Origin of the sequence: Massilia sp. DJPM01, assembly GCF_030348125.1 — a bacterium.
In the GTDB taxonomy this organism is placed as follows: Bacteria; Pseudomonadota; Gammaproteobacteria; order Burkholderiales; family Burkholderiaceae_D; genus Telluria_A; species Telluria_A frigida.
Genome location: NZ_JAQOZV010000042.1, coordinates 44,096 through 69,036 on the forward strand (window position 1 = coordinate 44,096; position 24,941 = coordinate 69,036).

General features: G+C 65.5%; 18 protein-coding genes, 3 tRNA genes and 1 pseudogene. 8 read left to right on the forward strand and 14 right to left on the reverse strand.

The genetic code is table 11. The features are described 5' to 3' along the window. Positions 1 to 47 precede the first annotated feature (47 nt). Positions 48 to 2,927 (forward strand): VIT domain-containing protein, encoded by a 2,880-nt coding sequence (locus tag PO883_RS23580; RefSeq protein ID WP_289311915.1) that lies wholly within the window; start codon positions 48 to 50, stop codon positions 2,925 to 2,927. A 6-nt stretch (positions 2,928 to 2,933) separates the two neighbouring features. Here PO883_RS23580 and PO883_RS23585 read toward each other — a convergent pair whose 3' ends face one another. The 7 genes from PO883_RS23585 to PO883_RS23615 all read right to left on the reverse strand — a co-directional run bounded on the left by PO883_RS23585 (position 2,934) and on the right by PO883_RS23615 (position 11,636). After that, positions 2,934 to 3,878 (reverse strand): hypothetical protein, encoded by a 945-nt coding sequence (locus tag PO883_RS23585; RefSeq protein WP_289311916.1) that lies wholly within the window; start codon positions 3,876 to 3,878, stop codon positions 2,934 to 2,936. Further along, positions 3,865 to 4,446, reverse strand: coding sequence for a sigma-70 family RNA polymerase sigma factor (locus tag PO883_RS23590; protein ID WP_289311917.1), 582 nt, complete (start codon positions 4,444 to 4,446; stop codon positions 3,865 to 3,867). Before PO883_RS23590 ends, PO883_RS23585 begins: the two co-directional genes overlap by 14 nt. 102 nt (positions 4,447 to 4,548) lie before the next feature. Beyond that, on the reverse strand, positions 4,549 to 5,994 hold the full coding sequence (locus PO883_RS23595; RefSeq protein WP_289311935.1) for an efflux transporter outer membrane subunit: 1,446 nt from the start codon (positions 5,992 to 5,994) through the stop codon (positions 4,549 to 4,551). Between the two features lie 8 nt (positions 5,995 to 6,002). After that, positions 6,003 to 9,179, reverse strand: coding sequence for an efflux RND transporter permease subunit (locus PO883_RS23600; protein WP_289311918.1), 3,177 nt, complete (start codon positions 9,177 to 9,179; stop codon positions 6,003 to 6,005). Between the two features lie 5 nt (positions 9,180 to 9,184). Continuing rightward, on the reverse strand, positions 9,185 to 10,447 hold the full coding sequence (locus PO883_RS23605) for an efflux RND transporter periplasmic adaptor subunit (RefSeq protein ID WP_289311919.1): 1,263 nt from the start codon (positions 10,445 to 10,447) through the stop codon (positions 9,185 to 9,187). Positions 10,448 to 10,611: 164 nt separating this feature from the next. Beyond that, positions 10,612 to 11,445, reverse strand: a complete 834-nt coding sequence (locus PO883_RS23610) for an alpha/beta hydrolase (RefSeq protein ID WP_289311920.1) — start codon at positions 11,443 to 11,445, stop codon at positions 10,612 to 10,614. After that, positions 11,442 to 11,636, reverse strand: coding sequence for a hypothetical protein (locus PO883_RS23615; protein ID WP_167089022.1), 195 nt, complete (start codon positions 11,634 to 11,636; stop codon positions 11,442 to 11,444). The genes PO883_RS23610 and PO883_RS23615 overlap by 4 nt, the downstream gene beginning before the upstream one ends. Positions 11,637 to 11,769: 133 nt before the next feature. Here PO883_RS23615 and PO883_RS23620 point away from each other — a divergent pair, with 133 nt between their 5' ends. Together PO883_RS23620 and PO883_RS23625 are read left to right on the forward strand one after the other, a co-directional pair. Then, positions 11,770 to 12,687 (forward strand): LysR family transcriptional regulator, encoded by a 918-nt coding sequence (locus PO883_RS23620; RefSeq protein WP_289311921.1) that lies wholly within the window; start codon positions 11,770 to 11,772, stop codon positions 12,685 to 12,687. 1 nt (position 12,688) lies between these two features. Then, the gene (locus PO883_RS23625) at positions 12,689 to 13,633 is read left to right on the forward strand and encodes a D-2-hydroxyacid dehydrogenase (protein WP_289311922.1); all 945 of its coding nucleotides are present in this window, start codon (positions 12,689 to 12,691) and stop codon (positions 13,631 to 13,633) included. 76 nt (positions 13,634 to 13,709) lie between these two features. Here PO883_RS23625 and PO883_RS23630 read toward each other — a convergent pair whose 3' ends face one another. The 3 genes from PO883_RS23630 to PO883_RS23640 form a co-directional block, all read right to left on the reverse strand. Next, positions 13,710 to 14,837 (reverse strand): serine hydrolase, encoded by a 1,128-nt coding sequence (locus PO883_RS23630; protein ID WP_289311923.1) that lies wholly within the window; start codon positions 14,835 to 14,837, stop codon positions 13,710 to 13,712. Between the two features lie 133 nt (positions 14,838 to 14,970). Then, the gene (locus tag PO883_RS23635) at positions 14,971 to 16,116 is read right to left on the reverse strand and encodes an alpha-hydroxy acid oxidase (protein WP_289311924.1); all 1,146 of its coding nucleotides are present in this window, start codon (positions 16,114 to 16,116) and stop codon (positions 14,971 to 14,973) included. A gap of 33 nt (positions 16,117 to 16,149) precedes the next feature. Continuing rightward, the gene (locus tag PO883_RS23640; RefSeq protein WP_289311925.1) at positions 16,150 to 20,061 is read right to left on the reverse strand and encodes a two-component regulator propeller domain-containing protein; all 3,912 of its coding nucleotides are present in this window, start codon (positions 20,059 to 20,061) and stop codon (positions 16,150 to 16,152) included. 233 nt (positions 20,062 to 20,294) lie between these two features. On the opposite strand from PO883_RS23640, the gene PO883_RS23645 reads away from it, so the two are divergent. The 3 genes from PO883_RS23645 to PO883_RS23655 all read left to right on the forward strand — a co-directional run bounded on the left by PO883_RS23645 (position 20,295) and on the right by PO883_RS23655 (position 20,806). Beyond that, positions 20,295 to 20,371: transfer RNA gene (locus PO883_RS23645), tRNA-Arg, on the forward strand. A 141-nt stretch (positions 20,372 to 20,512) separates the two neighbouring features. Continuing rightward, a tRNA-Arg gene (locus PO883_RS23650) sits at positions 20,513 to 20,589 on the forward strand. A 140-nt stretch (positions 20,590 to 20,729) separates the two neighbouring features. After that, positions 20,730 to 20,806: transfer RNA gene (locus tag PO883_RS23655), tRNA-Arg, on the forward strand. A 72-nt stretch (positions 20,807 to 20,878) separates the two neighbouring features. Here PO883_RS23655 and PO883_RS23660 read toward each other — a convergent pair. From PO883_RS23660 to PO883_RS23675, 4 genes are read right to left on the reverse strand one after another with little or no spacing between them, the layout of a single operon-like run. Further along, positions 20,879 to 21,571 carry a TorF family putative porin gene (locus tag PO883_RS23660; protein WP_289311926.1) on the reverse strand — a complete coding sequence of 231 codons (693 nt, stop codon included), beginning with the start codon at positions 21,569 to 21,571 and terminating at the stop codon, positions 20,879 to 20,881. A gap of 27 nt (positions 21,572 to 21,598) precedes the next feature. Further along, positions 21,599 to 22,822 carry a S8 family serine peptidase gene (locus tag PO883_RS23665; RefSeq protein ID WP_289311936.1) on the reverse strand — a complete coding sequence of 408 codons (1,224 nt, stop codon included), beginning with the start codon at positions 22,820 to 22,822 and terminating at the stop codon, positions 21,599 to 21,601. Beyond that, positions 22,822 to 23,460: a zf-HC2 domain-containing protein gene (locus PO883_RS23670; RefSeq protein ID WP_289311927.1), complete on the reverse strand. Its 639-nt coding sequence runs from the start codon at positions 23,458 to 23,460 to the stop codon at positions 22,822 to 22,824. The genes PO883_RS23665 and PO883_RS23670 overlap by 1 nt, the downstream gene beginning before the upstream one ends. Next, a complete protein-coding gene (locus PO883_RS23675) occupies positions 23,457 to 24,053 on the reverse strand; it encodes an RNA polymerase sigma factor (protein WP_289311928.1) in 597 nt (198 codons plus the stop codon). The genes PO883_RS23670 and PO883_RS23675 overlap by 4 nt, the downstream gene beginning before the upstream one ends. A gap of 194 nt (positions 24,054 to 24,247) precedes the next feature. On the opposite strand from PO883_RS23675, the gene mrtJ reads away from it, so the two are divergent. Beyond that, on the forward strand, positions 24,248 to 24,601 hold the full coding sequence (mrtJ, locus tag PO883_RS23680; RefSeq protein WP_289311929.1) for a JDVT-CTERM system glutamic-type intramembrane protease: 354 nt from the start codon (positions 24,248 to 24,250) through the stop codon (positions 24,599 to 24,601). A 24-nt stretch (positions 24,602 to 24,625) separates the two neighbouring features. Continuing rightward, positions 24,626 to 24,941: pseudogene (locus PO883_RS23685) on the forward strand (hypothetical protein); the annotation flags it as partial.

Here is a 24,941-nt window from a genome sequence, read left to right on the forward strand (position 1 = left end):
TCCGTTTCACAGGCAATGCCGGTACGACCGGCCAACCGGAGCCTCCCATGTTGAACCGATTTTTAGGCGCGGCGCTGCTGTGCCTCGCCTGCCCCCTCACCCACGCATCGCGCACCATGTCCGAGCCACGGCCGGTACGCCTGATGCCAACCGAAGCAGCGGCCCAGCCGATCGAGCTGCGCCAGTTGACCGTCAGTGCCGTCATCAGCGGCAATATGGCCCAGACCACCGTGCGCATGGTGTTCTACAACCCGAACCCGCGCCAGCTCGAAGGCAATCTGCAATTCCCCCTGCTCGCGGGCCAGCAGATCAATGCCTTCGCCCTCGACATCGGCGGCAAGATGCGCCCTGCGGTTCCGGTCGAAAAAGAGCGTGGCCGCGCCGTATTCGAGGCAATCGTCCGGCGCGGGGTCGACCCGGCCCTGCTCGAAGTCACCGAGGGGAACAACTTCAAGCTGCGCGTGTATCCGATCATGGGGCGCAGTACACGCACGGTGGAACTGAGCTACGGCGAAGCCTTGTCCCAGCACGGTGGCCTGGCGACCTGGCGGCTGCCGCTCGAATACGGAAAAGTGCGCGACATGGACCTCACCGTCCGCGTGAACGGCGCCACCACGGCGCCGGTGGTGGACGGACTGGAACCCGGCTTGCAGTTCGAGCCGGATGCGGGCGCCTGGCAGGCACACATGCGGCGCCAGGACTTTACGGCCAGCGGAAATATCGTCATCCGGACCGCCGCCGGCAGCAAAACGCGCGTCTACACCGAGAAGCGCCTCGGCGAACGCTGGTTCCTGGCCGAGATCCCGGTTGCGCAAGTCATGGAACGGCGTACGCCACCGCGCATCATCGGCCTGCTGTGGGATAGCTCCGGATCGGCCGAGAAACGCGACATCAACGCCGAACTGGCCACCCTCGATCAGTACTTCCGCGCGCTGGGACAGGTGCAGGTGCGCCTGACGCGCTTGCGCGACCGCCCGGAAGCGCAGCAAGTGTTCGATATCCGGGGCGGCAACTGGAGCGCACTGCGGCGCGCACTGGAAAGCACCCGCTACGACGGCGCCAGCGCACTCAATGACTGGAAGCCGCAAGCGGATATCGACCAGTACCTGCTCATGAGCGACGGCCTGTCCAACTACGGACCGGCCAAGGCGCCCGTGCTGGCACCGCACCAGTCGCTGTTTGCCCTGACCTCGGCGCTGTCGGCCGATAGCGGCCGCCTGGCAGCGCTGGCCGAACGTCATCATGGCCAGTTCATCAGGATCGGGGAACGCGCAACGGACAGTATCGGTGCGCTGATCTTCGCTCCGGCGCGGGTCGAACACGTGGAGGCGACCGGCGCGACCGATATTCAAGCCGGCACCGGAACGGTCGAAGGCGGCATGCTGCGCATTACAGGACGCCTGCTGGCACCCGACGCCACCTTGTCCGTGACGCTGGCGAACGGCGCAAAGACCGACACCATCAAACTGCAGGTGGACGCCGGCGCGCCGCAGCATCCCCTGGCCGCACTGACCTGGGCGGCAATGCGCCTGCGCGCGCTCGAAGCGGACGCCGACCTGCATCGCGCCGAAATTGCCCGCATCGGACGCCGCTTCGGCATCCCGACCCGCGATACCTCGCTGATCGTGCTGGAGACGCTTGACGACTACGTGCGCTACGAGATCGAACCGCCGGCGGACGATCTTGACGCCTGGCGCAAGCGCAAGGAACTGCTCAACGCCGGTCGCGGCGCGGCGCGCTCGAAGCACCTTGACGAGGTAGTGAGGAATTTCCAGAACCGCACGGCCTGGTGGAACACCACCTTCCCGCGCGTGCCGGTGAAGGCCGCGCCCGTACTCATCCAGGAATATTCGCGGCCAGTTATGGCGGCGCCGGCACCAGCGCCTTCCGCGAAGATGGTGGCGGATGCGCCGGCCGGCTTCAACAGGTTCTCGTCGGCCGTGGATGAAAGAAGCAATTTCAAACCCGGGATGCTGGTGCTGCAGCACGAAACGATGGCCGGGCAAAGCGCTCCCGCGATTGGCATGGGACTGAAAAAATGGGTGCCGAACGCGCCCTACATCCAGCGCTTGCGCGAGGCCGATGCCGGCACCGTGTACGCCATCTATCTGGACCAGAAACCGGACTACGCCGACAGCAGCGCCTTTTACCTCGACGCCGCCGACATCCTGCTGGAGAAAGGCCAGCGCGACCTGGCGCTGCGGGTACTGTCCAACCTGGCCGAAATGGACCTGGAAAACCGCGCGGTGCTGCGCATTCTCGGCTATCGCCTGCTGCAGGCGAATGCGCCGCAACTTGCAGTGCCGGTATTCGAGAAGGTGCGGCGCCTGGCCGGTGAAGAACCGCAGTCCTGGCGCGACCTGGGCCTGGCGCTGGCGGCCACCGGCCGCACGCAGGAAGCGATCGATACGCTGTACGAGGTCGTCGAGCGCCCTTGGGACGGCCGCTTTCCGGATATCGAGACGATCGTCCTGGCTGAAATCAACGCCATTGTGGCGGCGTCGGCCAAGCCGCTGGACGTGCGCCGCATCGATCCGCGCCTGCGCGCCAACCTGCCGCTCGACTTGCGCGTGGTGCTGACCTGGGACGCCGACAACAGCGATATGGACTTGTGGGTGACGGCGCCGAACGGCGAAAAATCGAGCTACCAGCACCGCTTGACGAGCCAGGGCGCGCGCATGTCGAACGATTTCATGGGCGGCTATGGGCCGGAAGAGTTTTCGCTGCGCCGCGCCGCACCCGGCAAATACCGGATCGAGGCAAACTATTACGGCAACCGCCAGCAGCTGGTGGCGGGCGCGACGACCTTGCAGGTAAAGCTGTTTACGGCGTTCGGCACGCCGCGCCAGAAAGAGCAGTCGATCACGCTGCGCCTGAAGGAGCGCAGCGAAACGGTGTTTGTGGGAGAGTTCGAAGTCAAGCCGTGAAGAGCATCACCGCTTGATTGCCGCGATCCGGGCCAGCATCTCGTCTGGCACCGGATAGTCGGGATAGGCGACGCGGAACTTGGTCCACTCGGCCAGCGCGTCGCTTTTCAGGTCCGCCTTGAGCATCGCGTCGATCACCGACAGCCAGTCGCGCGCGCGCTTGGCATGCGCCGCTTCCTGGCCCGCGCGCCGTCCGAACGCCTCGTTTTCCTTGCGCACCGCCAGGCCTGGCGAAGCTGCATTGTCGGAGAACCGCTGGGTCGACGTCTCGGCGCTGCGCTTCGCGTCGACGGCCACGCGTTCCGACGGTGGAGCAGCCGCCGCTTTCATTGCCGGCAGGTCCGCCGCAATGTCTTTTTCTCCCCGCACGCGCGCCAATGCTGGCGCTGGCGCAGACGCATAGTTATCCTGCATTTGCTGTTTCGGCTCGGCAGCGGCGCTTGCCTTGGCTTCGTCCACGACAGGCGGCGGCGCGCTGGGCGTGGACAGCGCCGGCGCGGCGGCAACCGTCACTGGCGCCGATGGCGCTTCCGCCATCACTGGCGGTGGCGGTGGCGCGGCCATGGGCGCCGGCTCCGGCGCCATCGCCGCAGGCGGTTCGTGCCGCACCACCTGGGCTGCGGTCATCTCGCTTTCCATCCGTACGCCTCGCCCCTGGTACAACTGGTGTCCCAGCACGCCGGCGAGCACGCCCGCCGCAATCCCGGCCGGAATGCGCCAGCGCCGGCCCAGGCCCGGCGCCAGGCGTGGCGACGCGTCGCCGCCGGTGGCGTCGTTGGCCGCTGCCGGCCGCGCCTCTTGCGCCAGCCCCGCCTTCACATAACCAAGGATCGCCGCATCGAGCTGCGCGCCAGGTGCCGGCTGCGCCACCCCTTGCAGACGGCGCGACAGATCGTCTTCCCCACGCAGGAAGGCGTCGAACTCCTCGTCGCTCATGTCATCGTTGTTCACTCAGTCTCCCTTCGCGCAGTTTCCGCATGGCGTAGCGCAACCGGCTCTTGACCGTTTCCACCGGCGCTGCCACCAGGGCGGCGATGTCTTCGAGGCTCATGCCGCAAAACTGCTGCAATACCAGCGCCTCTTTCTGCTCGCTCGGCAAACTGGCCAGTGCCAGGTGCAGGCTGTCTTGCTGCTGCTTGTGTTCGAGCGCGACGTCGGGCGAAACCACATCCTGCGCCGCATCGGCCAGCGAGTCAAATACGTCGCGGCCATCCGTGCCGCTACCCAGTTCCGCCGCCAGCACCGGTTGCTGCTGGCGCAGCAGGTCGAGCAGGCGATTGCGGGCGATCTGGTAAAGATAGGTGCGGAACGCGGCCTCCGGCTGGTAGCGGCTGCGCGCATGATGCAGGTTGATCCAGCTGTCCTGCACGATCTCGTCGACCCAGTCCGCGCGCGGCGAACGCCAGGCGACGAAGCGGTACAGGCCCGCAGAGTGACGGCGATAGAGTTCCTCGAAGGCGAGCAGGTCGCCATCGCGGTAGCGCAGCATCAGCTGCTCGTCTGGTAAGGTGGCGGGCATGTGCGGCCATTGTATGGCCTGCCCTGTGAATACGCAATTGGCGCGGCATGAAAGCCGCGCCAATTGCGATGGTGGGAATCTTACCTGATGATTACCGGATCATTACTGCCAGCCGCCGCCCAGGGAGCGGATCAGCGCCACGGTGGTCGTGGCGCGGTCGCCGCGCAGCTTGACCGCGTTGCGTTCGACCGCAGCCAGGTTGCGCTGGGCATCGAGCAGGTCGAGATAGCTCGAACGGCCCGCCTGGTACAGCTTCTGCGCCAGGTCGGCCGAACGGCGCGCCGACACCACCGCCGCGTCGATCTGCTCGGTCTGGCCTGCCAAAATGCGCAGGCCGGCCAGGTTGTCTTCGACTTCGGCAAAGGCCACCAGCACGTTCTGGCGATACGTTGCAACCGACTCCTCCAGCACCGCTTCGCTGCGCGCGATATTGGCCTTGTTGCGGCCACCGTCGATGATCGGCATCGACAGCAGCGCGCCGAGCACCCATGAACGCGCGCTCCAGTTGAACAGATTGCCGCCGCTGCCTGACTCGGTACCCAGGCCGCCGGTCAGGCTCAGGGACGGATACATCGCCGTCTTGGCCACGCCGATGCGGGCGTTCGCGGCAATCATCGCGCGCTGGGCGGCGGTGATGTCGGGACGGCGCTCAAGCAGTGTCGATGGCAGCCCGGCCGGAATGGCCGGCAGCAGCGCCGATTCCGCCAGCGGGTTGACGTCGGCGCTGAACATGGCCGCCGGTTTCCCCAGCAGCACCGCCAGTGCGTGTTCATACTGCACGCGCTGACGCTGCAAGCCGATCGCCTCGGCCTTCACCGTCGACAGTTCGGTCCTGGCGCGGGCCAGGTCGAATTCGCCGATGTCGCCATTGTCGTAGCGGCTCTGGTTCACCTTCACGCTTTGCGCACGCAGGTCCACGGTGCGCGCCAGGGTCGCCAGTTCGGCGTCCGTTTCGCGCAGCTTGAAGTAAGTCTGCGCCACGTCGGCCTGCAAGGCCAGCAAGACCGACTTGTAGGTCGCCTCGGAAGCTTGCGCATCGGCTCGCGATGCGCTGACACTGGCGGCCACGCGGCCGAACAGATCGAGCTCGTAGCTTGCGCTCAGCCTGGCCTGGTACACATTGCCCGGTACGGCCGGCGCATCGTCGGCCAGGCCGCGCGATACGCCCGACGTACGGCTGCGCTGCGCACCCATGCCCGCCCCTACCTGGGGCGAACGGTCCGCCTCGGCGAGGCCGGCCAGCGCCCTGGCCTGTTTCACCCGCGCCGCAGCCACCGCCAGGCTGGCGTTGGCGTCGGTGGCTTCCTTGATCAAGGCGGTCAGGTTGGCGTCGTTAAACGCCAGCCACCACTCGCCGCGCGCCTGCCCTTCGGCCGGCTGCGCCACCTTCCAGCGGGTGCCGTCGGCCGCCTGCAACGGCTCGGACGACTCCTTGAAGCTCGACGGCATGTCGAGCGCCGGCGCTTTCAGTTCCGGCACGCTGGAACAGGCCACCAGCAGCAGCGCCGCCAGCAAGGGCGCGACGCGCCTGGTGATGGTTCTCGTCATATCAGTCATTACACTGCTCCTTCCAGATGCGCAGGCACTGCCACGCTTGATTTCTTTTCCATCTTCTTGGCGAAGGTACGCAGCAGCACGTAGAACACCGGCGTGAGGAACAGACCGAAGAAGGTCACGCCCAGCATGCCGCCGAACACCGCCACGCCCATCGCATGGCGCATTTCGGCGCCGGCGCCGCTCGAGAACACCAGTGGCACCACGCCCATGATGAACGCGATCGACGTCATCAGGATCGGACGCAGACGCAGGCGGCAAGCTTCCAGCGCAGCTTCGACGATGGTGCGGCCATGGTCTTCGAGTTCGCGGGCGAATTCGACGATCAGGATCGCATTCTTCGACGCCAGCCCGACCAGCACGAACAGCGCGATCTGGGTAAAGATGTTGTTGTCGCCACCGGTGAGCTTGACGCCAATGAGCGCACACAGGATCGACATCGGCACGATCAGGATCACGGCCAGCGGCAGGGTCCAGCTTTCGTACTGCGCGGCGAGCACCAGGAACACCAGCAGTACGCACAGCGGGAACACCAGCACCATCGTGTTACCCGACAAAATCTCCTGGTAGGTCAGTTCAGTCCATTCGTACGACACGCCTTTCGGCAGCACTTCGGCAACGATCTTCTCCAAGGCAGCCTGCGCCTGGCCGGACGAGACGCCGGGAGCCGGGCCGCCGTTCATGTCGGCCGACACGTAGGCGTTGTAGCGCTGCACGCGGTCAGGCCCATAGGTATCCTTGATGCGCATCAGCGACGACAGCGGAATCATCTCGCCCTTGTCGTTGCGGACCTTGAGCTGGGCAATTTGGTCGGCGTGCGAACGGAATGGCGCATCGGCCTGCACGCGCACCTGGTAAGTACGGCCAAACTGGTTAAAGTCGTTCACGTACAGCGAGCCCAGATTGATCTGCAAGGTCTGATAGATCGTCGTCAGCGGCACGCCGAGCTGCTTGGCCTTGACCTTGTCGACGTCCGCGAACAACTGCGGCACGTTGATCTGGAAGCTGGAGAACACGCCAGCGAGCTGCGGGTCCTGCCAGGCTTTCATCTGCACCGCCTGCGTCGCCTTGTACAACTCGTCGTAGCCGACGTTGCCGCGGTCCTCGATCATCATCTTGAAGCCGCCCACCGTGCCAAGGCCATTGACCGGCGGTGGCGGGAACACCATGATGAAGGCGTCCTGGATGGCACCCAGGCGTTTATTGACTTCCGCCGCGATCTCAGGACCCGACAGGCCCTTGCCGGTGCGCTCTTCGAACGACTTGAGCGTGACGAACACGATGCCGGCGTTAGGCGCATTGGTAAAGTCGTTGATCGACAGGCCAGGGAAGGCGATCGACGATTCCACGCCGGGAACCTTGGCCACGATGTCGGACATCTTGCGAATCACGGCATCGGTACGGTCCAGCGAGGCCGCATCGGGCAGCTGGGCAAAACCGACCAGGTACTGCTTGTCCTGGGCCGGTACGAAGCCGTTCGGCACCGCCTTGAACATGAACACGGCGGCCACGGCCAGCACGGCGTACACCATCAGCGAGATGCCCTTGCGTTTCAGGACGATGTTCACGCCACCTTCATACTTGGTCGATGCGCGGCCAAAGAAGCGGTTGAACCAGGCGAAGAAACGGCCGAACAGCTTGTCCATCACGCGCGTCAGTCGATCTTTCGGCGCATGGTGCGGCTTGAGCAAGGCGGCGGCAAGTGCCGGCGACAGGGTCAGCGAGCTGAATGCCGAAATCACGGTCGAAATAGCGATCGTCAGGGCGAACTGGCGATAGAACTGGCCCGACAGGCCGGCCACGAACGCAATCGGCACGAACACGGCGCACAATACCAGGGCGATGGCGATGATCGGACCGCTCACCTCTTTCATGGCCTGGACCGTCGCGTCGCGCGGGGTCAAGCCGGCTGCGATATTGCGTTCCACGTTTTCCACCACGACGATGGCGTCATCGACCACGATGCCGATGGCCAGCACAAGCCCGAACAGCGACAGCGTGTTGATCGAAAAGCCGAAGCCCAGCATCACCGCAAAGGTGCCGATGATCGATACCGGCACGGCCAGCAGCGGAATGATCGACGCGCGCCAGGTCTGCAGGAAGATGATCACGACCAGCACCACCAGTGCCACCGCTTCGAGCAGGGTATGGATCACCGATTTGATCGATGCGCGCACGAACTGGGTCGGGTCGTACTCCACGCTGAAGTCGACGCCCTCTGGGAAGTCTTTCTTCAGTTCGGCCATTTTGGCGCGTACGTCGGCCGACAGTTGCAGGGCATTGGCGCCCGGCGCTTCAAAAATACCGATGGCGGCGGCCGACTTGTTGTTCAGCAGAGCGCGCAGGGAGTAGGAATTCGACCCCAGCTCAAGCCGCGCCACATCCTTCAAGTGGGTAATGGCACCGTCGGAACCGGTGCGCACGATAATGTCGCCGAATTCCTCGACCGAGGTCAAACGGCCCTGTGTGTTGACGGTCAGCTGGAACTCGGCGCCTTTCGACGGCGAGGCGCCGATCACGCCGGCGGCTACCTGCACGTTCTGTTCGCGCACCGCGGCCACCACGTCGGACGCGGTCATGCCGCGCGCCGCCACCTTCTGCGGATCGAGCCAGATGCGCATGGCGTAGTCGCCCGCGCCGAACAGCTGGGTGTCGCCCATTCCCGGGATACGGGCCAGCTGGTCCTTCACGTTCAGCACCGCGTAGTTACGCAGGTAGACGTCGTCGTAGCGGCCCGTTGGCGAAACCAGGTGAACCACCATGGTCAGGTTGGGCGAGCTTTTCACGGCGGTCACGCCGATCTGGCGCACTTCCTCGGGCAGGCGCGGCAAGGCGCGCTGGATGCGGTTCTGCACCTGCGACTCGGCCTGTTCGACGTCGGTACCGACCTTGAACGTCACGGTCAGCATCAGCGAGCCGTCGGAGGTGTTCTGCGACGACATGTACAGCATGTTTTCGACGCCGTTGATCTGCTCTTCCAGCGGCGCGGCGACGGTTTCGGCGATCACTTTCGGGTTCGCGCCAGGATACTGCGCACGCACCACCACCGAAGGCGGCACCACGTCAGGGTATTCGGAGATCGGCAGTGCGAAGATCGACAGCAGGCCGGCCACGAATATGATGATCGACAGGACGGCCGCGAAAATCGGCCGGTCGATAAAGAATCGTGAAAAGTTCATGTGAATTATTCCTTGGTTTTAGCCGATGCGTCGGCGACCTTCAGCTCGGCCTTGGCTTCGGCGGCCTTCGGTTCGGCTGTTTTGGTGTCGTCCGCCTTTGCTTGCGGCGCTTTGCTGTCCTGGTCCATCGCCACGATCTGGGCCGTCACCGGCGCGCCGGGCTGCACGCGCTGCAGGCCGTTGACGACGATCTTTTCGCCCGGCTTGACGCCGCTGCGCACCACGCGCAGGCCGTCGATGGACGGGCCGAGCGTCACGGCGCGGTATTCGGCCTTGCTGTCGGCACCGATCACGTAGACGAATTTGCGGTTCTGGTCGGTGCCGATGGCGCGGTCGCTGATCAGCACCGTCTTCGCTTGCGTGCTGTCGCTGCCGCTCAACTGGACGCGTGCGAACAGGCCCGGGACGAGCGTGTTGTCGGTGTTGTCGAACATGGCGCGCATGCGCACGCTGCCGGTGGCCGAATCGAGGCGGTTGTCGACGAATTCGAGCTTGCCTTCATGCGGGAAGCCGCTTTCGTTGGCCAGCCCGATATTGACCGGCACCGTCGCGCCCTTCTGGGCCACACGGCCGACGCGCAGGTAGGTATCTTCGTCGCCGTCGAAGGTGGCGTAGATCGGATTGCTCGACACCACCGAGGTCAGGATCACGGCGCCATCGACCAGGTTACCAAGGGTGACTTCGGCTTTCGAGACGCGCCCGCCGATGGGCGCGTGCACATTGGTGTAGCTCAGGTTCAGGCGCGCCGCTTCGAGCGAGGCCTGGGCCGCGCGCACGTTGGCGTCGAGTTCCTTCAGGCCCGAAGCCTTTTCGTCGAACTCGCGCTGCGCGATCGCCTTGTCGGCCAGCAGGCGCTCGGCGCGGGCCAGTTCCAGCTTGGCCAGGTCGGCGCGCGCGCGGGCCGAGCTGACCGCCGCTTCGGCGCGGTTCGCCTCGGCCTGGTACGGACGCGGGTCGATCACGAACAGCACATCGCCCTTCTTGACGACGCTGCCCGGCTTGAAGTTCACCGAGGTGATGAAGCCATTCACGCGCGCCCGGATGTCGACCCGGTCCACCGCTTCCAGGCGGCCCGAAAACTCCTGGGTCTCGTTGACCGAGCGCTCGATCACGGTGGCGGCGGTGATCGGCGGCCCGGCCGGTGCTGCCGGCTGGGCCTTGCTGTTCGCGTCGTCGCAACCCGCCAGCGACAATGCCGCCAGCCCCGCCAGTGCCATCGCGGCGGCGAGCGGCCGGGCGAAGGTCATTAATCGATTAGTGGTTTTCATGTTGTTCCTCTTATTGATGAAAATATTTAATGAGTCAGGCGGTAAGCGAGGCTACAGCGCCCTGCGGTGTTGCGAAAAGGCGAAAAGGGTCCGTACGCTGCGCCGAGGATCTCTCAGCGCAGCTGCACGGGGGTAACTGGTGGTGTTACGGGTAACGCGTCGTATCAGGGTGGGCTGGGTGGGGCGTCCAGGCCATGTAAAAAATTGCCGATTTCATGCAGCGCAACGGCCTTGCAGGCACAGTCGTTGCGCGCGGCCGGGTCTTGCAGCGGCGCCGGCGCCATCCGCTTGACCGTGGTGGTGACGCCGCAGGTGGCCAGCTTGGCGCCATATTGTTCCGCCTCGTCGCGCAGGGGATCGTCTTCGGCCGACAGGATCAGGGCCGGCGGCAGGTTCTTGAGCCGGCTCGATTGCAGCGGCGACGCATACGGGTGCGTGCGGTCGGCGGCATTCGGCAGGTAGCCGCGGTAGCTCGCGGCCACGCCGGCCTGGCTGGGGTCCTGCGGAATTTCGCGCATCGAGCAGGTCGACAAGCCCGGGTCGAGCATCGGCATGATCAGGATCTGGCCGTGCAGCGCCGGGCCGCCGCGGTCGCGCGCGATCAGCGTGCAGACGGCGGCCAGGTTGGCGCCCGCTTCGATTCCCGACACCAGCAGGCGCTTGCCGCTCCATCCCAGCTTGGCCTTGTGTTTCTTGGCCCACACCAGCACCGCGTGCGCATCTTCGGCGGCGGCGGGAAACGGGCGCTCGGTCGCCAGGGTATAGCACGATGCCAGCACCAGGTTTTGGGTCGAGCAGCTGGCCAGGTGGCGCAGGAATTCGTCAGCTTCATCGAGGTCGCCGCCGACAAAGCCGCCGCTGTGGAAGAACACGATCAAGCCATCCTTCCTGGCGCCGGCGTCGCCGCCCGCATACAGACGCGCAGCCAGCGGGCCTTCGGCCCCCGCAACCTCCAGGTCGCGGATTTTCAGCTGCGCCGGCGCGTCCACCCGATTCATTCCGCCACTCCCGGCTCGTCATCGGACCTGGCCACCAGCGTGCTGCCGAACAGGTCATGTGCAAGTGCGTCAAAACCGACGCTTTCGGCGCTCGCCGCTTGCGGAAACTGGTCGGTCAGGGCGGTACCCGTCAGCGTCAGCATCGCCATCGCGAGCGTCGCGACCAACATGATTGCTTTTTGATAACGCATAAAAAGTTCCCCTTTCCTTCCCGTTGTCCTGACATCCTTTGATGCAGTACGGCCACTTTAAACTTGTTCTACAATCTGATAAAGAGGGCAACAGCGAATTGATTGTTCAGGATTCTGAACAATACGGAGGAATATGAATAAATTGCAAGCGATGGAAGTGTTTGTGCAGGTGGTCGACGCTGGGGGCTTCACGCGCGCGGCCGAGAACATGCAGCTGCCCAAGGCCACCGTCTCGACCCTGGTACAGGCGCTGGAACTGGCGCTCGCAGTCAAGTTGCTGCACCGCACCACGCGCCATGTCAGCGTGACCGCCGACGGCGCCGCCTATTACGAGCGCTGCCTGCGCATCCTGTCGGACGTGCGCGAAGCGGAGGAATCGCTCTCGCGCAACCGCGCCAATCCGAGCGGACGGCTGCGGGTCGATGTCTCGAGCGGCATCGCCAACGACCTCCTGATTCCCGCGCTGTCCGACTTTTTCCATCGCTACCCGGACATCCGCGTCGACCTCGGATGCAGCGACCGTCCGGTCGACCTGATCGAAGAAGGCGTCGATTGCGCCATCCGCGGCGGCAACCTGCCCGATTCGGCCCTGATCGCGCGCCGCGTCGGGGTCCTGCATTTCGTCACCTGCGCCACGCCCGCCTACCTGGACCAGCATGGGCGGCCCACGCATCCGAACGACCTGGCCAGCCACCGCTGCATCAACTATTTCTCCACCAAGACCGGCAAGACCTACGATTGGGACTTTGCGCGCGGCGACGAAGTGATCAACATCGCCGCGCCGGCCTGCCTGGCCGTGAACGACTCGACCGCGTATATGCGGGCCGGCATGCAGGGACTGGGACTGGTGCAGATGTCGAGCTTCATGGCCGAATCGATGGTCGCCGCCGGCACGCTGGAAATCGTCCTCGCCGACTGGACCAGCACCCCGCTGCCGATCAACGTGGTGTACCCTCAAAACCGCCACCTGTCGGCCAAGGTGCGCGTATTCGTGGAATGGGTGGCCGACCTGTTCCTCACCTATCCACAACTGCAACTGCAAAGGCTGTGACATGCATACCATCGTCTTCCTCGACCGCGACAGTCTCAAGGCCAATGTGCGCCGCCCGGCGTTCGGACATGAGTGGCGCGAACACGCCGCCAGCGGCTCCGGCGAGGTACTCGAGCGCCTGCGCGGCGCCACCATCGCCATCACCAACAAGGTGGCGCTGCGCGCGGCCGACATCGCGCAGCTGCCGGAGCTGAAAATGGTGGCCATTTCCGCCACCGGCACCAACAATGTCGATCTCGATGCCTGCCGCGAGCGCGGCATTGTCGTCTCGAACATCCGCGATTACTCGCTGGTGGCGGTGCCGGAGCACTGCTTCAGCCTCATTCTCGCCTTGCGCCGCAACCTGAAGGCGTACGGCGCCGATGTCGATGCCGGGCACTGGCAGAGGTCGAGCCAGTTTTGCCTGCACAGTCATCCGATTGCCGACCTGGCGGGCAGCCGCCTGGGCATCGTCGGTTATGGCGCGCTGGGAAAGAAGGTAGCGGCCATCGGGCGCGCCTTCGGCATGCGCATCGCCGTGGTGTCGCGCTCAAAGGTGGACGACCCCGGGGTCGAGGTGCTCACGTTCGATGAACTGCTGCGCACCAGCGATGTGGTCAGCCTGCACCTGCCTTTGAGCGCGCAGACGGCCAATATGATCGGCGCGCGGCAGCTGGCCCAAATGAAGCCCGGCGCCCTTCTGATCAACACGGCGCGCGGCGGCCTGGTGGACGAAGCGGCGCTGGCCAGCGCGCTGGCCGGCGGCGTGCTCGGTGGCGCCGGCTTCGATGTATTGAGCCAGGAGCCGCCGGCGCCGGACAACCCGCTGCTGGCCCTGCGGCTGCCGAATTTCATCCTGACGCCGCACGTGGCCTGGGCCAGCGCGGGGGCGATGCAAACCCTGGCCGATATGCTGATCGATAACGTGGAGGCGTTCGAGGCCGGGAAACCGCTGAACGTCGTATGACAATGACGTGACCTGGCGCGCCGGGTGCGCACCACGCAGCGCCCGGCTGTCGCACGCGTCCACGCCCTGGCCTGCGTCAGGCTTGGGCAGCGCGCAGGAAACGGCCGATCAGGTTCAGGATGGCGGTCTCGTTGACGTCCGCCGTGTTATAAGGCAGATTCAGTTCCGATGCCGTCGCAATGGCCATGTTCAATTGCGGCACGAGCAGCGCAAACTGTCCGCCATAACCCCAGGCCAGGTTCACGCCGAGACCTTCGATGGTTCCCGACCACCACAGATTGCTGTAGCCAATCTTCTTCAACGCCCCCGAATCGCCCAGCCCCTTCACATGCGGCGTGAAGCTGTCGGTCAGCCAGGCTGCCGGAACCACCGTGCTGCCCTTCCATTGCCCGCCCTGCAATGCCATCCACGCCAGCTTCATCAGGTCCCGGGTGCGCAGCTGCAGGCCGAACGAGCCATGCACCATGCCGCTGGCATCGCGCGACCAGGCCGCGCGCCCGATGCCGAGGGGTTGGAACAATTTGCTGGTCGCGAGCGCAAGCGCGTCAACGCCGTTGGCGTTGCGCAGAATGGGCGACAACAGGTGCGAGGAGGCGGTGGTGTAATTCCACACCTTGCCCGCTCCCTTGCCATCCGAGGGCAGTCCAAGCGCGAACGCCGTCATGTCCGGGGCGCCAGTGGCATCGAGCTGGCGCGTCGCTTCGTCCCATTGCTGCCCGCCGCACATGTCGAGAAGCTGCTGCAATGTGATCCCGGCGGCATACGCATTCGGCGTCGTGGCCAGCTCGTTCGGCAGCAGCTTGCCCAGTGTGTCCGCAGTGCTGGCGATCTTGCCGGCGGCAAGCGTCTGGCCAATCAGCATGCTGCTGACCGACTTGCTCACCGAAGCGACGCTGCGCAGATCCGACGACTTGCCGCCGTTGTAGTATCGCTCGCCGATCAATTGTCCATTGCGCACGACCAGCACGCCGTACAAAAAGGTGTGGGCGGCGCCTTCATCGAGCAGCGTTTGCATGGCGCTAGCGGGAATGCCCTGGCTGGCTGGCGTCGAAAGCGGCCAGTCGTCATCCGCGATAGTGGTCGCAACGGGCAGCTCGATCCCTCCCTGCGTCGCGCTTTTCGGGCCCGGATTGTCGCCCCCGCCGCATCCACCGAGCCAAGGTCCGAGTAAGGCCAATCCAAGCAGTTCACGTCGAGTAAGCAAGTCATGTCTCCGTCATATTATTGTCAGCTGATTATGCATGAGGGAGCGGCCGCCTGCCGGACTATTTACAGCGCAGCTTGTCGGGGATTGGCCGGCACCGGCAAGGATGTGCGGCGTGCGCCAATGACGGCGTTCAGAAGGTCCCGGGCAGCAGAATGCGCTGGTCGACGTCGTTCACGTCGCGCAGGCCGCAAAACGCCATCGTCAGATCAAGCTCGTTGCGGATGATTTCCAGGCACTTGCTCACGCCCTGCTCGCCCAGCGCTCCCAGGCCGTACAGGAACGGCCGGCCGATATACACGCCCTTGGCGCCGAGCGCCAGCGCCCGGATCACATCCTGCCCCGAGCGCACACCGCCATCCATGTGCACCTCGATGCGCTTGCCCACCGCCTCCACGATGGCCGGCAGCGCGCCGATGCTCGACTGCGCGCCATCGAGCTGGCGTCCGCCGTGGTTGGACACGATCAGCGCATCGGCGCCACTGTCGGCCGCCAGACGCGCATCCTCGGCATCCATGATGCCCTTGATGATCAGCTTTCCGCCCCAGCGCCGCTTGATCCACTCCACATCGGCCCACGACAGCGCCGGATCGAACTGCTGCGAGGTCCACGCCGACAGCGACGACATGTCCGACACGTCGCTGGCATGGCCGACGATATTGCCGAAGCCGCGCCGCGGCGTGCGCAGGATGCCCATGACCCAGCGCGGCTTGGTCATCAGGTTGACGATGTTCGCCAGCGTCATCCTGGGCGGGGCCGTCATGCCGTTGCGGATATCCTTGTGGCGCTGGCCCAGCACCTGCAAGTCGAGCGTGAGCACCAGCGCCGAACAGCGCGCCGCCTTGGCGCGGTCGATCAGGCGGTTGATGAATTCGCGGTCCTTCATCACGTACAGCTGGAACCAGAACGGCTTGGTGGTGTGCGCCGCCACGTCCTCGATCGAACAGATGCTCATGGTCGACAGCGTGAACGGCACGCCGAACCGTTCGGCGGCGCGCGCCGCCAGGATTTCGCCGTCGGCATGCTGCATGCCGGTCAGGCCGGTCGGCGCCAGCGCCACCGGCATCGCCACTTCCTGCCCCACCATCGTGCTGCGCGTGGTGCGGTCGACCAGATTGACCGCCACCCGCTGGCGGAATTTGATCTTCGCAAAATCGTCGCTGTTGGCGCGGTAGGTCGATTCGGTCCACGAACCGGCGTCGGCATAGTCGTAGAACATGCGCGGCACGCGCTTGCGCGCCAGTACCCGCAGGTCTTCAATCGTCGTGATGATGGTCATGCATCTCCCTGTTAACGTCGTGCGTGTCGTATTCTATGCCGCCAGCGGCGCCACGCACAGCGGCAGGTCGATGAAGAAGGTGGTGCCGCGCTCCGCGCTGCTCTCGACGCGGATGCTCCCTTCCAGCAGCGAGGTGACGATGTTGTAGGTGATATTCAAGCCCAGTCCCGAGCCGCCCTGCCCCATCTTGGTCGTGAAAAACGGATCGAAGATGCGCGCCTGGTGTTCGACCGGGATGCCCACCCCATTGTCATGGAAGGTCACCAGCACCCGCTCCGTCCCCTGCCGGGTGGCGCTGACCGTCATTGCCCCGCCGCTGCGGCCCTCGAAGGCATGCAGCATCGCGTTATTAATCAGGTTGATCATCACCTGCCCGAACGGTCCCGGATAGCTGTCCATCTCGATGTCCGCTTCCACCTCCAGTTCGAGCGTGTGGCCGGCCTTGCGCACCTGGTTCATCATGGTGGCGACGATTTCGTGGGTGGCCTGCTCCAGGTGAAAGCGGCGGCGCTGCGCGCTGGCCTGGTCCACCGCCACCTGCTTGAAGCTGTTGAGCAGCTCGGCCGCGTTGAACAGGCTGCGCATGATCAGCGCCGACGCCTCCTGCGAGGCATCGATGAAGACCTTCAGTTCCGAGCGGCGGATGGTGGCGCCGTCGAACTTTTGCGCGATGTCGCTGGTCTTTTCCTGCAGCGTGCTGGCCATCAGCAGGCTGTTGCCGATCGGAGTGTTCAGTTCATGCGCCACGCCGGCCACCAGCGAGCCGAGTGCCGCCAGTTTTTCCTGCGACACCAGCTGCGTTTGCGCGTCCTGCAACTGGCGATAGGCGTCGGCGTTATCGAAGGCCACCCCGACGTAGGAGGCGAGCGTGCGCAGCATGTCGAGGTGAATGCGCTCGTAGGCATTCTCGACGTAGCTGTGCACCGACACCACTCCCAGCATGCGGCCGTTGACCGCAATCGGCACGTACAGCAGCGAGCGCGGTGGCGTCGGCAGCGAGCCGTCTTCGAGCGTGCCCAGATTGTCTACGCTGGAGGTGAGCGAGAGGTCGGCGATGTAGTTGCCGTACTCCTTGTCCAGGTTATTGATGAACACATCGCGCTCGTTGACGATGCACCAGACCGCGAGCTGGTTGGGATCGTCCATGCTGCGCGAGTACGGCGCATAGCGCTTGCCGCCCTCGATCGCGAACGGGTAATCGATCGTGGCGCGGTCAGGCCGGTACAGGCCGATGCCGAACACGCTCGCATCCATCAGCTCATTGACGTGCGCATACAGCATCAGCATGATCGATTCGCTATCCAGTTTGGCGGTCAGCTTGCGTCCGATGGCGCTCAGGAGCGCGATGTTGCGGTGCGCCTGCTCGACTTCGGCCTTCTGGCGCTCCACCGAATCCTTCTGCAGCAGCAATTCGGCGGTGCGCGTGCCGACCTGGCGTTCGAGCAGGGATTTTTGCTGCACCAGCGCGCGCACCCGTACCCGCATCAGCGCATAGCCCAGGCCAAGCCCCAGCACCGCCAGCAGCGTGCGGAACCACCATGTTTTCCAGGCCGGCGGCGTGATGGTGATCGCCAGCGCGGTCGGCGCCTCGCCCCACACGCCATCCTTGTTGCCGGCCCGGACCCGGAACACGTAATGCCCCGGATCGAGGTTGGTATAGGTGGCGAAGCGCTTGCCGGCATCGGTGCTGACCCAGCCCTGGTCGAAGCCTTCGAGCTGGTACAGGTAGCGGTTGCGCTGGGGGTCGGCAAAATGCAGGGCGGCGAATTCGAGCGACAGCACGCTGTCGCGGTACGACAGCGTGATCGATTTCGCATCCTCGATGGCGCCATCGAAGGTAACCCCATCGAGCTTCTGGCCGGCGCGCAGCGGGCGGTTGAAGATCAGGAAGTCGGTGATCACCACCGCCGGCGGGTACGGGTTTTCGCGGATCGCCTCGGGACGGAACGAGGTCAGGCCATTGATGCCGCCGAAGTGCAGGCTGCCGTCGCCCAGGCGCGCGGCCGAGCCGACAAAGTAGGAGCCGTCGGTCAGGCCATCGCGCGAGGTGTAGCGCTTGACCTGCCCGTTGGACGGGTCGAGGCGCACCATGCCGGCGGTGCTGCTGACCCACAGCATGCCCGCGTCGTCTTCCAGGATGGCCCCGATCGGATCGGAAGCGGCCGCGCCGTTGAGCGCGAAGAAGCGAAAACGCACCTGCCCGTCCGCGCCGGTTTCGACCCGGTGCAGGCCGCCCGCGGTGCCGACCCAGAGCTGGCCCTTGCGCGACTCGAACAGATAATAGATGCGGCTGTGGCGCAGGCTGGCCGGATTGGCCGGGTCGTAGCGGTAATGGGTGAAGCGGCCGGTGGCCTGGTCCAGCCGTTCGAGGCCGTTGTCGGTGCCGATCCAGATGAAGCCCTGGCGGTCTTCCAGCATCGCGAAGCCGTGGTTCTCGCCCAGGCTGTACGGATTGTCCGGATCGTGGCGCCAGGCGCTGCGCTTGCCGCTGGCCGGATCGTAGCGCAGCACCCCGCCGCGCGTGAGCACCCACAGCATGCCGGCGCGGTCGATCATCAGGCGCTGGATATAGGAAGTGGCGGCGGCGCTGCCGATCGGCAGCGGCGTCGAACGGCCGCTTTGCTTGTCAATCCACGACAGCCCGGTGGGCGTGCCGACCCACACGCGTTCGGGCGCCACCGCCAGCGCGGTCACCAGTTCGCCGGGAACCAGGCGCGTGACCGTGGCGCTGGCCACGTCCAGCCGGTTGACGCCGCCGCCGGTGGTGCCCAGCCACAGGGTGTCCTTGCCATCGGCCGCGACGACACGGATCTTGTTTGAACTGAGGCTGCTGGCGTCCTCCGGAATATGCGCCAGCCGGTTAAAGCCGCCGCTGGCAATGTCGACCCGGTTCACGCCACCGAACCAGCTGCCGACCCACAGCGTGCCGCTGCGGTCGAGGAAAGTGGCCGCGATCCGGTTATCCGACAGCGAATGGCGGTCGAGCGCCAGGTGGCGGTAGCTGACAAACCTGTCGCTGGCGGGGTCGCGCCACAGCAAGCCATCGAGTTCGGTTCCCACCCACAGGCCGCCCTTGGCATCGTGGTACAGCGACAGCACGCGCACCGCGCCGACGCCGTCGTCCATGCCGATCTGGCGCCGCGCCGGCGCGGCCCCGCCCAGCTGCCACGCATGCAGGCCGGCGCCAGTGCCGATCCATAAGGTGCGGTTCGGTCCGAGCGAGAGCGACAGCACCTGGTTGCGCGCGGCTTCCTGCGGCGCGCCGAGGGTAAAGCGCTCGAAATTGCGCGCGCCGGGCGCGAGACGGTCCAGGCCGGAGGCGGTGCCGACCCACAGGCTGCCATCGGTATCGCGCGCCAGGGTGTTGACCCGGTCGTCGCTCAGGCTGGCCGGGTCGGCCGGATCGTGGCGCGTGGTGGCGAAGCGGCCGCTGGCCGGGTCGAAGTGCTTGAGCCCTTCGCCGGTGGCCAGCCACAGGCCGCCGCGCCCGTCGCCAACGATGGCCGACACCACGCGGTTGTTCAAGCCGTCCGACGCATTGCCGGCGCTGGCGTAACGAACGAATTTTTGCGTGCCGCGTTCGTAGCGGATCAGCCCCCCCTTGGTGCCGAACCACAGGCGGCCCTGCTCGTCCTCGAACGCGGCGGAGACGTAATTGTCGGCGATGCTGCCGGCATCGGCCGGGTCGTTCTTGAAGACGGTCATGCGGTAGCCGTCATAGCGGTTCAGGCCAGCCTGGGTGCCGAACCACATGAAGCCCTGGCGGTCCTGCAGGATGCTGTGCACCGATTCCTGCGACAGCCCCTGTTCGAGTCCGATGTGTTCGAAGCGCAGGCTGCGCACCGGTGCCGCCTGCGCCGCGCCCATGCACGCCAGCGCCAGCAGCCCGGCCAGGGCCAGACGGGGCAGCATCGGGTTCGGGCGGGTGGTGAATCGAAGCTTCATTCGGGCGTTCCACGCAGCAATAGGAGTAATCTAACAGATGCCCGGCCGCGGATGACAATTACTTGCTGTTGTCCTCCTTATGTTTCCCCTCTGGACAAACGGCGCGGGCGCCCCTACAATAGCGCCTTCTTCGGAAAGCAAGCGATCCGAAGCGTGGTAGAGCACCGGAAAGAAACGAGCCAGCAAATCAAGGGTTCCGGAAAAAAGGTGAAGCTGCTATAATATTTGCTTACGCGGCTGTAGCTCAGCTGGATAGAGTACTTGGCTACGAACCAAGGGGTCGTGGGTTCAATTCCTGCCAGCCGCACCAAAATTCGTCAGGATCGAGGGTCTGTGAAGAAATTCACAGGCCCTTTTTCTTTACGGCGCCATTTCTTTATTCGGCTTTTCTCAGCGATATGCTTGGGAAGATTTGGCAAAGTCAAAATAGGCTGCTATAATATTTGCTTAAGCGGCTGTAGCTCAGCTGGATAGAGTACTTGGCTACGAACCAAGGGGTCGTGGGTTCAATTCCTGCCAGCCGCACCAAAATTCGTGATGACGAAGGGCCTGTGATGAAATTTACAGGCCCTTTTTCTTTGTGTCGCAGTGTTTTATTCGGCAATCAGTAAAAATCTTCTCAGGAAGATTTGGCATTTCAAAAATACGCTGCTATAATCTTTGCTTCTGCGGCTGTAGCTCAGCTGGATAGAGTACTTGGCTACGAACCAAGGGGTCGTGGGTTCAATTCCTGCCAGCCGCACCAGAAATTCGTCAGGACGAAGGGTCCGGGGAGAAATCCCCGGGCCCTTTTTCTTTTGTGCAAAGCTCAGTCCGCCTAGAATGCGCGGCTGACGGTCAGCACCAGAGCGCTGCGCGAAGCGATCCCCTCGCGCGACGGGGCGTACGCACCCTGCTGCGCATGCAGGGCATCCCAGGCGGCCTGCAATTTCCACGCATCGACGCTCAGGCCGATGCCGATGCGGCCATCGAGCCGGGTGCCCGAGGTGTAGCGCGGCACCGCCGACACCGCGCGCAGATAGCCGACGCGCGCGAACAGGCCCACGTCGTCGCTCAGGGCCAGGCCGCCATTGACTTCGCTGTACACGGTGCGCATCGCCGTGCCCATGTAGGCGGGCGAATACGACACCCTGCCGCTGAGGCGGTCGCTGCCCAGCCCCACATACGCTTCGCGGTAGTTCAGGGCCGACATGGTGGTGAAGGTATGGTTCGAGGCGCCCGCTTCCCACGAGCCGCCCGCCGCCATCCGCCGCGCATAACCGGCATAGCCGATCGCGTACAGCCCGCGCGGGGTGTTGTTCATCTTGAGCAGGGAGGCGAACGCGCCCGCATACCAGCCGCTGCGGGTGTCGAACGACAGGTTGAACTGGGCCACCGGGTCGCCCTTGCTGTAGCCGACGCCGCGGTAATAATAGTCGGAGACCAGCGACAGGCTGCCGCTGGCCTGGGCGCGCGCGTCGCTGCCGGCCACGCAGCACGCGAGCACCAGCGCCAGCGGCCATCTACGCAACGATACTCCCGCGCGCGGCGGTGTGGTTCAGGGCTGGCGGGCGATCTTGGGCGGCGTGACCTCGACGCAAACGCATGTACATTTTCCTGTGAGGCGGGTGACGGTGGCGCAAAGGTTGATACCGCCCGGCTGCAGCACGATGCTCGATCGCACCTGCGGCAAGGTGAGCCCGGGACGCAGCTCGCTCAGCACGGCCATCATGCCAGAGATATGCGCCGCTGAATAGGACGACCCCGACACCATGCCCCAGCGCGCGCCCGGCGCCGCCGTCGGGATGTCGCGCCCGGGCGCCATCAGCACCTGTGCCGTCAGTTGGCGGCTGCTGTCGGCCGCCACCGCGAACACGCCCGGGTGCGACGCCGGAAAACCGCCATCGGCGCTGGCCGCATCGACCGCCCCCACCACCCGCACGCCGCGCGCGCACGCCACGTCGATCAGTTCGCGCAGCAGGCGGTCGGCCGGGCCGGACAGACTCAGGTTGATCACCTGGGCCCCGTGCATCAGCGCGAAGTTGAGGGCCTTGGCCAGGGTGAAGCTGTTGCAGCGGGTGGCGCCGCCGGCCACCTGCCAGCACGCGCGCAGCGCCATCAGGCGCGCGTCCGGCGCCACGCCTTCGATCCCGACCCCGTTGCCGGCCAGCGCCGCGATCACCCCCGCCACGCCGGTGCCGTGCGTTTCGGCCGCATACGGCTGGCCATCGACGAAGTTTTCCTGGAAGGCGAGCTGCCCGGCCAGGTCCGGGTGGTCGGCTTCGACGCCGCTGTCGATCACCGCCACCAGCACCTTGCGCCCGGTGGCGGCCTTGCGCACTTCGCCCAGCTGCCATTGCAGCGCAGCCGGCTGCACCGGGTACAGCGGGTCGCTGGCCTGGGCCGAAAAGGTATTGATCGCTTGCGCCCAGTCGACCCGGGCGTCGCGCGAGAGCGCCTCGACGATCTTGCCCGGCTCGGCGCCGGGCGGTTCGGCCATGCGGTAGCAGTCCACGTTCAGGGCCGGCATGGCCCAGCCTTCGAGGATGGTCAGGCCATGTTCGCGCGCCAGCGCCTCGGCGACGCGGCGCCGTGCCAGGCGTCCGGCGTCGTCACGGTAGTTGGCGCCGTACGAGGCGTCGGGCCGGAAGTGCGGCGCCGGCAAATGCAGCATCACCAGGATCTGGCGCGGCGCGCTGGCCTCCGCCGCCGGCTCCTCCTGCCCGCCGGCGCGGCAGGCCAGCGACATGAGCAGCAGCGCCGCCGCCAGCAGAGAGCGCATCACGGCGCGCTCTTCGGCGTGAGCGCTTCGGCCAGTTGCACCGCCGGTTCGGCCCGCAGCGCAGCCAGCGCGCCGGCCTGGCGTTCCGGCGGCGCGCCCAGCACGAAGGCGCCGGTCACAGTCGGCCCGTCGACCACGCGCGCGCCGCTGGCCTGCAGGATGCGCTGCACCTCGCGCAGGCTGGCGTCGGGATGGAACATCACCACCATCGCAGCGGCCGGCGCCGTTTCGCCATTACTCAGCGCCTGGTAAGCGCCGCCTTCGGCGCCGGGCATGGCCAGCCGCACGGCCAGCACCGCAATCAGCGCGCCCTGCCCCGCCAGCGCCCACGGCATCCAGCCGCCACCAAGCCAGGCGCGCAGGCCCGCCGCAAAAGGCGGCGCCGCGCGTTGCTGGGGGCCGAGGCGCGGCATCAGGCGCGCCAGTGCCCGTTCCGGATCGAGGCCGGACGGTTCGGCCGGTGCGGCGGCGCGCAAGCGGCGCTGCCATTCGACCTCGCCCGCGCACTCGGCGCAGTGCGGCAGGTGCGCACTGACCTGGGCCGCTGCGGCGGCGTCCAGGGTGCCGTTGACGAACCACGGCAGCAAATCGCGCATCGCCTGGTGCGCTGCGCTGGTCGGTTCTTGGTTCAGGTTCATAAGAGTTCTTCCTGATGTGAGGACAGCAGCACCTTGAGGCGCTGCCGCGCATGAAACATCCGCGTCTTCACGGTATTGACCGGGCAACCCATCGTCTCGGCGATTTCCTGGTAGCCCATGTCGTGGTAATAAGTCAATGTAACGACCACCCGCTGTTCGAGCGACAGCGCCTTGAGCGCCTCGCCCACCCCCTGCTGCAACTGCTGGCGCGCGATGGCGTGCTCCGGTTCCTGGCGCGCGTCGCCCGCTTCCAGCTCAAAATTCGATTCCACCGGCTCGTCGCGCTGGTTGACCGCCTTGAGCCCCTGCCGGTAAGCGATGGCGAACACCCAGGTCGAGACCTTGCAGCTATGGTCGAAGGTATGCGCCTTCTGCCACACCACCAGCATGGTGTCGTTGACGATCTCCTCGATCAGGGCGGCGTTGCGCACCATCCGGTCCAGGAAACGCGCCAGCCGCCCGAAGTAGATGCGGTACAGGGCCTGGAAGGCGTCCCGGTCCCCGCCCGCGATCAGGGCAATCAACTCCGTTTCGGCGCTGCCGGCAGGCGCCGCCGGCGCGCCCCCGAAACGCGCTCTCCATTGTTTAAGCATCCTGCGATTTTCTCCAATTATGCGGTGAATACTTGCTCACAGCGAAAAGGTTCATGCTGCCGAGAAAAAAATGTGGTGTTCCGACCCAGGCAACGATTCTACCCGTGGCTATTTTTACAAAATATTTTGAAAAAGCATTGAACCTTTTGGCTGCGGGCACGTATTGACCGAGCAACAAGACGACCAAGGACCGCATGTTGTTCGCCCTCCCCGCCCTGTGCGGCCCCCAATTGCTCGATCACTCGGCGGCCAGCCTGTTGCGCCTGTTGCTGCTCGCGCCCTTGCTGGAGGAATGGATCGTGCGGGCCGGCCTGCAGGAATGGCTGATGCGGCGGCGCTTGCACGCGGCGCTGGTCCTGGGCGTGCCGGCGCTCGCATTCAGCCTGCTGCATGTGGCCTCGGGCTGGCAGGCGGTGGCGGCGGTGTTGTTGCCGGGCCTCGCCTTCGGACTGGTTTATCGCCGCTGGCGCGACTGGCGGCTGTGCGCCCTGGTCCACGCGCTGTGTAACGGTTTCGCACTGAGTTTTTGCAGTTTCAGCACCTATTAATCAATACATCAACCAGGAGTAGCAATGACGGGATTTCGACTGAACCAATCCGGCCTCGGCGCCGGGCTGTGCGCGCTGCTGGCGATGGGCCAGGCCCACGCGGCCGATGCCCTGCACGGAAAAAGCCTGTACCTGAACGGCCCCCCGGGCGGCGGCGCAGCCTGCGCCCGCTGCCACACCGCCTCGCCGGCGGCGAACGTCAGCAAGATCCTGAGCGCGGCCGATAATCCGGCTGCCATCAGCGCCGCGATTGCCGCCAACAAGGGCGGCATGGGTAATATCTACGCCGGTAAATTCACGGCAGTCGACCTGGCCGACCTGGCGGCCTTCATCGGCAATC